The organism is Pseudomonas sp. G5001 (genome assembly GCF_013385475.1).
Classification (GTDB): domain Bacteria; phylum Pseudomonadota; class Gammaproteobacteria; order Pseudomonadales; family Pseudomonadaceae; genus Aquipseudomonas.
This window is the reverse complement of the sequence record NZ_JACAPZ010000017.1, coordinates 205,291-217,640: the sequence shown is the minus strand read 5'-3', so window position 1 is coordinate 217,640 and position 12,350 is coordinate 205,291. Positions and strand designations below refer to the sequence as shown.

The 12,350-nt window shown below is 60.9% G+C and carries 12 protein-coding genes; 7 read left to right on the top strand and 5 right to left on the bottom strand.

All coding sequences use genetic code 11. From position 1 onward, the window contains the following. Positions 1-120: 120 nt before the first annotated feature. Positions 121-1,116, bottom strand: a complete 996-nt coding sequence (locus tag HX805_RS16105; RefSeq protein WP_102605556.1) for an aldo/keto reductase — start codon at positions 1,114-1,116, stop codon at positions 121-123. Positions 1,117-1,234: 118 nt separating this feature from the next. Here HX805_RS16105 and HX805_RS16100 point away from each other — a divergent pair, with 118 nt between their 5' ends. After that, a complete protein-coding gene (locus tag HX805_RS16100; RefSeq protein ID WP_102605555.1) occupies positions 1,235-2,152 on the top strand; it encodes a LysR family transcriptional regulator in 918 nt (305 codons plus the stop codon). On the opposite strand, the gene HX805_RS16095 is transcribed toward HX805_RS16100, so the two are convergent. After that, positions 2,143-3,048: an AraC family transcriptional regulator gene (locus tag HX805_RS16095; protein WP_087692364.1), complete on the bottom strand. Its 906-nt coding sequence runs from the start codon at positions 3,046-3,048 to the stop codon at positions 2,143-2,145. The genes HX805_RS16100 and HX805_RS16095 overlap by 10 nt on opposite strands. A gap of 102 nt (positions 3,049-3,150) precedes the next feature. Here HX805_RS16095 and HX805_RS16090 point away from each other — a divergent pair, with 102 nt between their 5' ends. The 5 genes from HX805_RS16090 to HX805_RS16070 are packed head-to-tail and all read left to right on the top strand — an operon-like array spanning position 3,151 to position 7,578. Beyond that, a complete protein-coding gene (locus tag HX805_RS16090; protein WP_003207562.1) occupies positions 3,151-3,711 on the top strand; it encodes a carboxymuconolactone decarboxylase family protein in 561 nt (186 codons plus the stop codon). A 52-nt stretch (positions 3,712-3,763) separates the two neighbouring features. Continuing rightward, positions 3,764-4,825: an acyl-CoA dehydrogenase family protein gene (locus tag HX805_RS16085; RefSeq protein ID WP_003207563.1), complete on the top strand. Its 1,062-nt coding sequence runs from the start codon at positions 3,764-3,766 to the stop codon at positions 4,823-4,825. Further along, positions 4,822-5,625: an ABC transporter ATP-binding protein gene (locus HX805_RS16080; protein WP_003207565.1), complete on the top strand. Its 804-nt coding sequence runs from the start codon at positions 4,822-4,824 to the stop codon at positions 5,623-5,625. Before HX805_RS16085 ends, HX805_RS16080 begins: the two co-directional genes overlap by 4 nt. Beyond that, positions 5,612-6,811, top strand: coding sequence for an ABC transporter substrate-binding protein (locus tag HX805_RS16075; RefSeq protein ID WP_010171568.1), 1,200 nt, complete (start codon positions 5,612-5,614; stop codon positions 6,809-6,811). The genes HX805_RS16080 and HX805_RS16075 overlap by 14 nt, the downstream gene beginning before the upstream one ends. 14 nt (positions 6,812-6,825) lie before the next feature. Next, positions 6,826-7,578: an ABC transporter permease gene (locus HX805_RS16070; protein ID WP_172834573.1), complete on the top strand. Its 753-nt coding sequence runs from the start codon at positions 6,826-6,828 to the stop codon at positions 7,576-7,578. Between the two features lie 47 nt (positions 7,579-7,625). Here HX805_RS16070 and HX805_RS16065 read toward each other — a convergent pair whose 3' ends face one another. Beyond that, the gene (locus tag HX805_RS16065) at positions 7,626-10,988 is read right to left on the bottom strand and encodes a membrane-targeted effector domain-containing toxin (protein WP_256348173.1); all 3,363 of its coding nucleotides are present in this window, start codon (positions 10,986-10,988) and stop codon (positions 7,626-7,628) included. 313 nt (positions 10,989-11,301) lie between these two features. Further along, complete coding sequence (locus HX805_RS16060) at positions 11,302-11,439, bottom strand: hypothetical protein (RefSeq protein WP_003207572.1); 138 nt, start codon at positions 11,437-11,439, stop codon at positions 11,302-11,304. 173 nt (positions 11,440-11,612) lie between these two features. Between HX805_RS16060 and HX805_RS16055 the strand changes: the two genes are divergently transcribed. Then, positions 11,613-11,807 (top strand): hypothetical protein, encoded by a 195-nt coding sequence (locus tag HX805_RS16055; RefSeq protein WP_003207574.1) that lies wholly within the window; start codon positions 11,613-11,615, stop codon positions 11,805-11,807. 1 nt (position 11,808) lies between these two features. Here HX805_RS16055 and HX805_RS16050 read toward each other — a convergent pair whose 3' ends face one another. Continuing rightward, positions 11,809-12,186 carry a hypothetical protein gene (locus HX805_RS16050; RefSeq protein ID WP_032899365.1) on the bottom strand — a complete coding sequence of 126 codons (378 nt, stop codon included), beginning with the start codon at positions 12,184-12,186 and terminating at the stop codon, positions 11,809-11,811. Positions 12,187-12,350: the final 164 nt, after the last annotated feature.

Here is a 12,350-nt window from a genome sequence, read left to right as displayed (position 1 = left end):
GAGCTTCGAAGGGCTATCGGCTTGGGACGGGCGAGCTTGAGGCACTATCGTGCAAGAAAACCCAGGGCAGGGATTTAAGGCGCGGAGCTGGCGAGCCAGCCCCGATCCGGCGTGGCAGGATTATTTGTCCAGCATCTGCATGACCGCTTCCGGGTAGCGCAGCCCGGCTGTGGCGTTGGCCGGGAAGATGGCCTCCAGCGCCGCCAACTCGGTCGGGCTGAGCTTGACCTCCAGTGCCGCGACGTTCTCTTCCAGGTATTTGCGTTGCTTGGTCCCCGGGATCGGGATCAGGTAATCCCCTTGCGCCAGCACCCAGGCCAACGCCAGTTGCCCGGCGGTCACGCCCTTGTCGGCGGCCAGGGCTTGTACCTGTTTCACCAGCAGCAGGTTCTTCGCGAAGTTTTCACCCTGGAAACGCGGGCTGAACCGGCGATAGTCATCCGCCGCAAAGTCATCCGGGCTTTTCAGCGCGCCGGTCAGGAAGCCGCGGCCCAGTGGGCTGTAGGGCACAAACGCGATTCCCAGGCGTTGGCAGGCCGCGAGGCAACCGTTGTCTTCCTGGTCGCGGCTCCATAACGAATATTCGCTTTGCAGGGCGCTGATGGGATGCACCTTGTGAGCGCGCTCCAGGGTAGCCGCCGACGCTTCACTCAAGCCCAGGTAACGCACCTTGCCTTGCTTGACCAACTCGGCCATGGCGCCAACGGTTTCTTCAATCGCCACTTCGGGGTCGATGCGGTGCTGGTAATACAGGTCCAGGGTTTCCACGCCCAGGCGCTTCAAGGTGCCGTCGATGGCCTCGCGAATGTATTCCGGGCGGCCGTTGACGCCACGCAGTGCCGGGTTCGCCGGGTCGCGCACGATGCCGAACTTGCTGGCGAGGAACACCTGGTCGCGCTTGCCGGCGATGGCCTTGCCAATCAGTTCTTCGTTGGTATGGGGGCCGTACATGTCGGCGGTGTCCAGCAGGTTGATCCCCAGCTCCAGGGCGCGGTGCAGAGTGGCGATGGCTTCGGTGGTATCGGTGCCGGTGGTGTAGAAATCGGTCATGCCCATGCAGCCGAGGCCGATGGCGGACACCTGGGGACCATTTTTACCGAGTTGACGTGTGTGCATGGGTCCAGCTCCTGTGTGGGAAGGCCTCCATTGTTGCCCTCGACAAAAGCGGGATAAACCGGCTAAAACCGCTATCACTATTATGAAATTCTAAATAATCCCTGAAGGAAACCGGCCCGTGGACCGTTTTAATGCGATGCGAGTGTTCGTACGGATTGTCGAACTGGGCGGGTTTGCCAAGGCGGCTGACAGCCTGCAACTGCCGCGTGCCTCGGTGACCATCCTGATCAAGCAACTGGAGGCGCACCTGGGGGTGCAACTGTTGCAGCGCACCACGCGCCAGGTCAGCCCGACCCTGGACGGCGCCGCTTACTACCAGCGTTGCGTGAGCCTGTTGGCGGACCTTGAGGAAACCGAGGCGGTGTTCTCCACCAGCCGGCGCAACCCGCGCGGCACGTTGCGCATTGATATGCCGTCGGGGATCGGGCGCTTCCTGGTAATTCCGGCAATGCCCGAGTTCACCACGCGTTACCCGCAGATCGATCTGGAAATCGGCCTCAATGACCGCCCGGTGGACCTGATCCGCGAAGGCGTGGATTGCGTGTTGCGCGGCGGCCTGGCGCTGGACGAGTCGCTGGTGGCCCGGCCGCTGGCGATGATGGATCAGGTGACCTGCGCCAGCCCCGGCTACTTGCAGCGGTTCGGCGTGCCATCGACGCTGGATGAGTTGGCCGGCCATCAAGTGGTGGAGTATTTCTCCAGCACCAGCGGCAAACGCTATGGCCTGGAGTTTCAGATCGGCAGCGACATCCGCTTGGTCGACCTGCCCAAGCAAGTGGCGGTCAACAGTGCCGATGGTTACCTGGCGGCCTGTGAGGCGGGTTACGGCCTGGTACAGACGCCGTACTACCACGCCGTTCGCCAGTTGGAAGCGGGCACGCTGGTGGAGGTGCTGGCGCATCAGCCGCCGCCCAGGTTACCGCTGACGGCGCTGTACCCGCCGCATCGCCAGCTGTCGCAACGGGTGCGGGTGTTTGTCGATTGGCTGGTGGAGTTGTGTGCCCGGCCGGGCAATGGGTTGCAGCGTCAACCTTGAGCCTTGCGGTAGGCGCCGGGCTGGAAGCCGGTGACCTTATGGAAGGCCCGGGTAAACGCCGCCACCGATTGATAACCCACGGCGAGGGACACGTCCGCTACGGTCTGGTCCTGCTTGAACAGTTGGCAGGCGTGGCGCACACGCATCATCAGCAGCACTTGCCCCGGCGACTGCCCGCACAGTTCATTGAAGCGCTTGAAGAACGCCGAGCGCGACAGGCCGGTGCAGGCCGCCATGCTTTCCAGGGTCCAGGGCTCGGCCGGGCGTGCGATCAACTGCTCCAGCAGGTTGGCAAATGCCGGTTGCCGAGCCAGCGCCGCCAGGCCGCCGAGGTCGGTGTTGTCCAGCACTTGCTGGCGCAGCACATACAGGAACAGCAGGTGGCAGAGGCGCTCCAGCAGGGCGGGCGAGGGCGCCGGCGTGCGCTCGCATTCCTGCAGGATCAGTTCGAACAGGTTGCGCGCGGCGGTCAGCGATGGGTCACCGGCCCGCAGGATGATCCAGGCGGGCAGGGTGTCGACAATCATCGCCGACAGCCCGGACTGGAAGTGAAAGAACCCGCACACCAGGCCCACGCCGTCACTGGCTTGGCTGTCCAGTGGCAGCATCGGTTTGCGCGGGCATTCCTGGGCGCCGGTGGCGGTGCCATCGCTGGACAAGCGGTACGCCAGGTCCCGCAGCAGGAAGACTGCATCGCCGTTGTTCAATGGGTAAGGGGTCGAGTCGCCGTCGATGTGCATCCAGCATTGCCCTTGCACCACCAGATGAAAACTCGCGCTTGCCAGGCCATGGGTGCTGGCGTGCCAGTCGCCGCAGTAACGCCCGACGTGAAACAGGCTGGTGTTGAGTTCAAGGCTATCTAATAACCAATCGACGAGTGAACTGGACGAATTCATCTAACGGAAAGACTCTAGAGCAAGTAATCGCTACTTTAGACTATTGAGCGGATTTTTTATAACCAACAGACTTGGTACACGAATCCATGAGGAGACCACTCCATGTCCCGCGTACCGATGCTAACCCTGGAAACCGCTCCTGAGGCGGCCAAGCCCTTTCTGGAAAATGCCCTGAAGGGTTCCGGGTTCATCCCCAATCTGTTGGCGGTGCTGGCCAACGCCCCGGCAGCCCTGGAAACCTACATCACCGTGTCGGGCCTGAACGCCAAGTCTGACCTGAGCCTGGCCGACCGCGAAGTGGTGCAACTGATTGCCGCCACCAATCACGGTTGCGATTTCTGCGTCGCCGGGCACACTGCCGTAGCGCGCAACAAGGCCAAGCTGCCGGAAGACGTGATCGACGCCCTGCGCCAGCGCGGCGAACTGCCCAACGAGCGTTATGAGACACTGGCCGCGTTCACCCGTGAAGTGATCGCCACCCGCGGTGATGTCAGCGACGCCGGCTACACCGCGTTCCGTGAGGCAGGCTACACCGACGGTCATGCCCTTGAGGTTATTCTGGGTGTGAGCCTGGCCACCCTGTGCAACTTCGCCAACGTGTTTGCCCGTACCCCGTTGAATCCGGAACTGGCGCAATACCGTTGGGAAAAACCGGCTAGCTGAAGGCGCGCAAGCGTTCGCGATGGTAAACATGCTGCAACAAGGAGAAACATGAATGCTTGACCCAATCTTGAGCCGTTGGCTCGATGTTCAAGCGCAGGCCCTGGATGTGGGCAGTTGCGATCCGCAGGAAGTGCTGCCACGGCTGGCAGAGGCCAATGTATTACGTATCGGTGTGCCCAAGGACCTCGGTGGCCTGGGCGGCGATGTCACCGGCGCGGTGGAAGCTATCGCCGACGTAGCGAGCCATTCCCTGGCGTCGGCGTTTGTGTGCTGGGGCCAACGCTCGTTTATCGAATACCTGCTGCAAAGCCCGAACCAGCGCCTGCGCGAGCAACTGCTGCCGGACCTGCTGAGCGGCAAGCTGGCCGGGGCGACCGGGCTGTCCAACGCGATGAAGTTTTTGTCTGGCATCGAGTCGCTGCAAATCAGCGCCGAGCCGACCGACGACGGCTGGAACCTCAATGGCCGCCTGCACTGGGTGACCAACCTGCGCAAGAACGGGTTTGTGGTGGCTGCCGCCATCGAGCATGCCCAGGGCGGCGCGCCGTTTATCCTGGCGATCCCGGACTCGGTGTCCGGCCTGCAACGTTCCCGCGACCTGGAACTGCTGGGCCTGCAATCGAGCAATACCGCGGCCCTCGGCTTTGAAGCCGTGGAGCTGAGCCGCGACTGGTTGTTGCATGAGGATGCACGCAAGTTCCTGCCGGCCGTGCGCCCGGCGTTTCTGGGCTTGCAATGCGGCATGTCCATCGGCCTGGCGCGGCGCTCGCTGGCGGAGGTGGCCAATCACCTGGGCTCCAGCCGCACCGTATTGCGTGAAGAGCTGGAAGTGTTGCGTACCTCCTTGGAACAGGCGGTCAACGACCTGAAGAAAGGCCTGCTGGCCGGCCGCTTCGGCACTGAGCCGGTACCGTTGTTCCGCCTGCGCATCGCCCTCGCGGAAATCGCTGCCAGCGCTGTGCAACTGGAGCTGCAAGCCAGCGGCGGCAAGGCCTACCTGACGGCCCACGGCAGCGGTTTTGCCCGGCGCTGGCGCGAGTCGGCATTTGTGCCGATCGTGACCCCGAGCCTGGTGCAGTTGCGCACCGAGTTGAACCGTCAGGCCAATCTATGAGCCAGGCGGTATTGCACGCCCAGGGAATTTGCCTGGGCTATGCGGGCAATTCGGTGCTGGAAGGTTTCGACCTGCAATTGCAGCCCGGCGAAGTGGTGTCGATCCTCGGCCCCAGCGGCGTTGGCAAGTCCAGCCTGCTGCGGGTGCTCGCCGGTTTGCAAGCGCCCCAGGGCGGCAGCATCCGCCTGTTGGGCGAGCCGTTGAATGGCCCGCACCCGCGGGTGGCGGTGGCGTTCCAGGACCCCAGCCTGCTGCCGTGGCTGAGCCTGGAAAAGAACGTCGCCTTCGGCCTGGACTTTGCCCGCCAGCCGCACCTCAGCCCTGAAGAACGTCGCAGCCGGGTCGACCATGCGATCCACGCCGTAGGCCTGGAACACGCCCGCCAGCAATTCCCGGCGGCGCTGTCCGGCGGCATGGCCCAGCGCACGGCGCTGGCGCGTTGCCTGGCCCGCCAGCCGCAGGTATTGCTGCTGGACGAGCCCTTCGGTGCCCTGGATGAAGTGACCCGTGCCGACATGCAGCACCTGCTGCTCAAGGTCAATCGCGAGCAAGGTTCGGCGGCGGTGCTGATCACCCACGATATCGACGAAGCGCTGCTGTTGTCCGACCGGATTCTGCTACTGGGTAACCGCCCGGCGCGGACCCTCGGCGAATGGCGCATCGACTTGCCGCAACCGCGGGAAGAACAGGTGGAAGCCATCGGCACCCTGCGCATCGAGATTCTCAAAACCCTACGGCGGGCGAGCCGCACTGACCCCCAACCCCCTGAACTGCTGGAGCCTTGCCATGTGTCTGGATGACCTCACTCACTCGCGCCGTGACTTTCTCAAACTCTCGGCCGTGCTCAGTGCCGCCGGAGCCTTGCCACTGCTGAGCAGCTTGCAGGCCCGGGCGGCCAGTGAGCCGGACGCACCGGTACGCATCGGCTATTTGCCGATCACCGACGCCACGCCGTTGCTGGTGGCCCACAACAATGGCCTGTTCGAGGCCGAAGGCATCAAGGCCGAGCGCCCGGTGCTGCTGCGCAGTTGGGCCCAGGTGATCGAGGCGTTCATTTCCGGGCAGGTCAACGTGATTCACCTGCTGTCGCCGATGACCGTATGGGCGCGGTATGGCAGCAAGGTCCCGGCCAAGGTCGTGGCCTGGAACCATGTGGGTGGCTCGGGTTTGACCGTATCCCCAGGCATTACCGATGTGAAGCAACTGGGCGGCAAGTCGGTGGCGATTCCGTTCTGGTACTCGATCCACAACGTGGTGGTGCAGCAGCTGTTCCGCGACAACGGCCTGACCCCGGTGGCCCGCGCCGCCGGGAGTGCGATTGCCGCCAACGAGGTCAACCTGATCGTGTTGCCGCCCTCGGACATGCCGCCGGCCCTGGCCAGCAAGCGCATCGACGGCTACATCGTCGCCGAGCCGTTCAACGCCCTGGCGGAAAACCTCAACGTGGGCCGGGTGCAGCGCTTTACCGGCGACGTGTGGCGCAACCATGCGTGCTGCGTGGTGTTCATGCACGAGCATGACCTGACCAACCGCCCGGAATGGTCGCAGAAGGTGGTGAATGCAATCGTCAAGGCCCAGGTCTGGACCCGCGACAACCGTGAAGAGGCGGTGAAGCTGCTGTCCAAGGACGGCGAGAACCGCTACACCCCGCATGCCGAACCAGTGCTGCGCAAAGTCCTGGCGCCGGCTGCCAGCGACCGTGCGGCTTACCTGGCTGACGGCGCGATCCAGCACGCCAACTGGGATGAGCATCGCATCGACTTCCAGCCGTATCCATTCCCCAGCTACACCGAGGAGCTGGTACGCCGCCTGAAAGACACGCTCATCGAGGGCGACAAGAAATTCCTCGCCGACCTGGACCCCGCGTTTGTCGCCAAGGACCTGGTGGACGACCGCTTCGTGCGCAATGCGATCGCGGCGGTGGGCGGCATGAAGACCTTCGGCTTGCCTGAGGGCTTTGAGCGAAACGAGGAGATTGGCGTTTGAACAACGGCAAAACCTTGGGGTTGCCGGGCTGGTTGCTTGGCTTGAGCGGGTTGGCGGGGTTGTTGTTGCTCTGGTGGCTGGGGGTGAAGGTCTTTGGCAGCGCGGACGGTTTGTCTGCGCGGTTTTCGCTGTCGGCGACCCTCGCCAGCCTGTGGGAGTTGCTGGGCCGCAGCGAGCTGTACCTGAACATAGCCGTGAGCCTCAAGCGGATCTTCGTCGGGCTGTTCCTGGCATTGCTGATTGGTGTACCGCTGGGCTTGCTGGTGGGCAGTTCGCGCAAGCTGGAGGCGGCGACCACGCCGGCGTTCCAGTTTCTGCGGATGATCTCGCCGCTGTCGTGGATGCCCATCGTGGTGATGTTGATGGGCGTGGGCGACCAGCCGATCTACTTCCTGCTGGCGTTCGCAGCGGTGTGGCCGATTCTGCTGAATACGGCGGCGGGTGTGCGTCAGCTCGATCCGCGCTGGTTGCAACTGAGCAAGAGCCTGAGCGCCACGCGCTGGGAAACCTTGCGCCGGGTGATTATTCCCGGGGTGATGGGGCACGTGCTGACCGGCGTGCGCCTGGCCATCGGGATCCTGTGGATCGTGCTGGTGCCGTGCGAGATGCTCGGGGTCAGTGCCGGGCTGGGTTATTACATCCTCGACACTCGCGACCGGCTGGCCTACTCGGAGCTGATGGCGATGGTGCTGCTGATCGGCTTGTTGGGGTTTGCCCTGGATGCGTTTGCGCGCTGGTTGCATCAGCGCTGGGTGCATGGAGGGTGAACACCTCATGCAAAGGCTCGGAGGCTTTCCGGGCCTTTGCGATGTGCTCAGGGTTTCACGTAGATGCGCAGGTCGCCTGGAATATCGTTGGGCTGTAATGGCCGGTTCGGGTCTGGCGCAGGGTTTTTTGCTTTAAGCCCGATGCTGCTGTGGGTCATGTTCCTGTTGTCAAAAACCCCGATGCCGATGCTTTCCGTCAGTTCCGCCAGGCCCGGAACACCTTCGGAGGTGTTCATGTGCGCGCTCCCCACTAACGCGACCCACTTTTCGGTGCCGGAGTTTGCCTGGATGGTTTCCGCAGCGTAGTAGTTGAACTCCTTGAGCCGCTTTTCAGAGTTGACGCCAGTGCGGGTGCGATCACGGGATTTGTCGTGTCTATGTCGCGTCAGATAATAGTGATCAAGGGGTAAAAGCTCTATTCCATTGTCTTCAAATTTTTTCTTGAGTTGCTCCAGTGTTGGATTCGTGCGGCGAGTGTTGCTGTTTCCGAGCATTCCGATTCCATCATCAACGGGGCCACCGATGTAGTCGATATACCCTTCGAAATAGACTTTTTTGACACCCTGGCTTTTTAGCGTATCGACGTTGTCGAACAGCATTTTAAAGCTGGCCATCTGCGAGTGAGACTCTCCAAACACCACGCCGTTTGATGCTTTCAATGCCTCCGTGATCAGATCGGCTGCGGGGATCGGTACGGGGATATCGGGGATTGTAGGGCGCGGCGGAAGGCCTCCATCCTTGATCGCCTCATAATAGTCCTCCATTTCCACCCGAAACTTATCCAGCGTTGCCTGGCGGGTGTCGAGCTTGAAATGGTCGACTTCGAGCCTTCCTTTCAAACTTTCCACGTATTGGCCCTCGGGTAACGGCTTCCTGATTCGAGGTGGGCGGTTGACGGTGTTTGTCGGGTTAAACCGGTGAGTGCTCTTGCTCGAAGCGGCATAGGCGTTGGGGGAGGGCTCCAGCGTATCAGCGCTACTGAACGCTTGCAGGGGGCTGCCGTACGGCTGGTGCGTTTGTGCGTCGAAAGCGTACCACTTGCCCTTGATCTGCACCGCGCTGCCCTCGACCGTCTGCTCGCCCATCTGGAATGAGCCGGTAGCGGCTGCGTCATATCGAGTGCCGGCGGCGGCAAGCTCGCTGTTGCTCGCTGTACCCTTGAGCGTTTTCAAGCCCTGGGTGGCTGCGTTTGCGCCGTCGATGGCGAGTTTTCCCGCGCCGACTACCAGGTCGCCAAGTCCGCTCAGCGGATTGAGTTCCGAGAGTGCGGTAACCCCGAAAATCTTGCTCAGCTTGAGGGCTTTGCTGGCCGCGCTGCTGGCAGTGCTCAGGGTTTTTCCGACCTTCGCGGCGACGCCTGCACCTGCCGTGAGAAAGCCGAACGCATCAAATGCCAGGTCGGAGAACCCATCTTTATAGTTGCCATTACTGAAGTTGACGATGGCCGACCTGAGCGGAACAAGGTCGAGAAAAAAGTTGCCGATGGTGCTGGCGACCGTCCTTCTATGCTCATCCGGCGTACTTCCGGCCGCTTGTTGCCTGACGGTTTCCAGATCGAGCCCCTCGACGATTGAATCCGCAAGGTACTCCGCCCGGAAATTCCTGAACAGGTTGGGATTGGATCCCTCGAGCGGGTTCTCTTGCTTTATATAGTCGCGCTTGGCATCGAAGGTGGAGAACTCTTCTATTCGGGTTACTTCGTTGGCGATCTTCTGGTCCTGGCGAGTGATAATTGCGTTGCTGACTTTCCTGATGCTGCCTTTTTCGGTATCGAACTCATAGGTGGACGGCTTGTTCTGGTGTTTTGTGGTGACCAGTATTTTTTTGCTTGTATGGAAGAGGGTTTCTCCCGCGAATGGTGTCCAGCTGACTCTGTAGGATTTTTCTTTGTAAAAGTTCAGCTTTCCTAACCGCAAGTTTTCTTTGTCCTCCGGTGGAAGGTTGGCGAGGGCATTCAAGATGGAATATTTCTTGACGGTTTTATAGTCGCTTATGGTCTGGCTAATGGCTTTGTCAAAGGTGTCGGGGACTTTAAAGCCGGGGCCATGGGTAAAGGCGGCGAAGGCATCAAGGTCGACGCCATGCGTTCCAGGTTTGAGCTCCCAGTCTGATGCCGTTATTTTCTCGCCTTGCATGGTCAGGTCCATCATGGAATAAGGGCCGCGAGTGGGGATCGTCTTGTTGGCGGTTTTGTTGGGCTTGAGCAACACCTTCTCTTCAAAGGGGACGCCTTCGCCAAATTTTTCCTTGAGCAGGTCCAGCGCCATCTGCTTGCGGCTGGGCATCGGGGTGTCAAGCAAGCCGGAGGCGTGTTTCAGCTTGCCCAATTGATAGTTGAACGCGTCCATGGCGGTATCAATGTCTGGTTTTTCGTAAAGCGTGTCGTCTTTCGCCTCAAGCACCCCATTGACCACGGCCCAGTCCAACAATGCCGCAGTTTGGGCAGCTTCGGGCGCGGGCCCACTTGAGTCGGCGGCGATCATCACTTCGGCAAAACTCATGTTCGCTACGCTGCCAGGGGACCTGGCTTCGATGGCGGCCGCCGCGATGCATAGGTTGGCCCAGGCCAGGCTGCCGTAGACCACGCTGTCGGGAATATCCTTGATCAGCAACTGCGGTGCCGCCCGCATCAACAGCAGATGCGTACCCAGCGAGGCGTTGGCAGGTGAGGTTTTGCCGGTATCACTCAAGTGCTCGCGCAGGCCGGCGACGATCGCCGAGGTGGGTTTGCCCCAATATTGTTTATGTGACAGGTCGAATCCGGCCACTTTGTTGCGATGCGGTTGGGTGATGGATTCCTGATCCAGATCGAGGTTGATGGCCGCCAGTACGTGATCATTCACGCTGCTATCAGTCGGAATGCTCTCCAGTTTGGTCTGCAAGGCCTCTCCCAGCGCCTGGCCTCGGGGGGAACGGATGAGGGCTTCCAGCGTTTTGGCCGGATCGCTCGAGGCGTCGCTGGAGAGCGGCAGGTTACCGTTCAGAAACTCCAGGAGCCCCCGCTGCTGGCTTGCTTGCTGAACATCCGGAGGGCCAGCGGCATGTTCTCTGGCGGCGGTGAGCAGTTCGTTCTGCTGAGGTGTGCTCAAGGGCAGGGGCCAGGACAAGGCGCCGCCCAGATTTCCCCATGGATGGGGGTGGGAACGTGTCAGCGATGTGCGCGCCAGGGTCATCAGCTCATCATGGGTGGTTGGCTCGGGCAGGCCCATAGCCTTGAGAAAGTTTGCAAGACTCACGGCGTTAGCACTATTTGGGGGGTAAGAAGAGTTGGGCGCGAGGTCCATCAGCGTGCTTCCCAGCGCAGATCGCACCACCAGAAACGGCGCGTTCGGTCCTGCCAACGTGGCGACATGAGTGAGCTGCTGCGCCAGTGCCTGCCAGTTTTTTCGGTCAGCCAGCGCGGTCTCCAAGGCTTTCGGGCCATTGGGGGGCGGTGTGTCAGCCGCGGGGTCCGGAATGTCCGTTGCGCTTTGCAATATTTCATCGGGGTATGACGGTATATCGGGGAGTGGTATCGGAGGAGGGGGCGGTGGTGGGTATGCAGTGGAGGAAGGAACCGAGTTGCTGACTATCATCGTGAACACCTTTAGGCACGCTCATTCAGGAATGCGCCTTTCAGGAAAACCTCCCTGCTTCCTGGACGCTCTTGCTGAGTGTCGGAAGCAGGGGCAATGGCTCCGCCTGTAAAGTGTTCAAGATGTCAGAAAATGTACGGATGACCGATCAGCGATGGTAATACCCCGGTCCGCCTTCGCTGTAGCGATGGTCATGCCAACCGCCGCCGCCGTGGGGGAAAATAATGCAGCCGCTCATGCTCAACATGATCAGCAAGGGAATCAGCAGTGTGATTCGACGAAGCATTTCAAAATCCTCTAGGGTGCTCTCAGGTTCAATCAGGCGTTGGGCAAGCCAAAGTTTTTCATCGCCTGTAACATGAGACCCCGCCGACCCCAATCCATCCCCGCTAACAGGTATGTGCTTGGTGTGGTAGTCGATACAAAGTGGACACAATTTTTCAGCTTCAGGAACCCGTCATGACCCAAAAGCAACGTTTGAAATACTCGATTCTGATCTCCCTGCTGGTGCTGGGGACGATGTTTGGCCTGTCCTACTTGCAGAACAACGGGGTCATCAGCGAAAAGACGTTCCAGTACATCGCGATTGCGGTAGCGGTAACCGTGGTGGTGATCAACGGTGTGATGCGTCGCAAGGTCAAGCCTAACCTTTGAGTCAGGCCCGGCCTTCCAGGACTTTGGCAGCCTGCTCGTGCAGGCTGTAGCTCTTGTCGGCGTTCAGGGTGATCACGCCTTCGGTGCACAGGCGCTTGAGCACCTCGCGCACGCTGAGAAACGACAACGGGATGCCCAGCTCCAGCAAATGGCTGTGCACGCCGCGCACGCCGAGTGTGCGCTGGTTGTCGGCGGCGGTCAGCAGGGCGTCGATGACCTTCAGCCGGATCAGGCTGGTGCGCAGGCCAAAGCATTTGAGCAAATGACGAATACGCTGGTTGCCATGTTCCGGCGCCTTGCCGAACGCCTGGTTGCCGGTGGCAAAACCTCCGTCATGCATGGGTGAGTGTCCTTCCGTGGGCAGTTGCGAGTTGTACATGCAGAAACTCCTTATCAGAGCCTGATCAGGAAAATGATGGCGCTCTTAGTTAATAAGACGTACGAGCTGCACAAATCATGAAGCGGGGGATGTAGAAATTTTGTCGGTAACATCCTGGAGACATACCGACCTGTCCGAATAAACGCCTGCGGCTGCTAAAATTA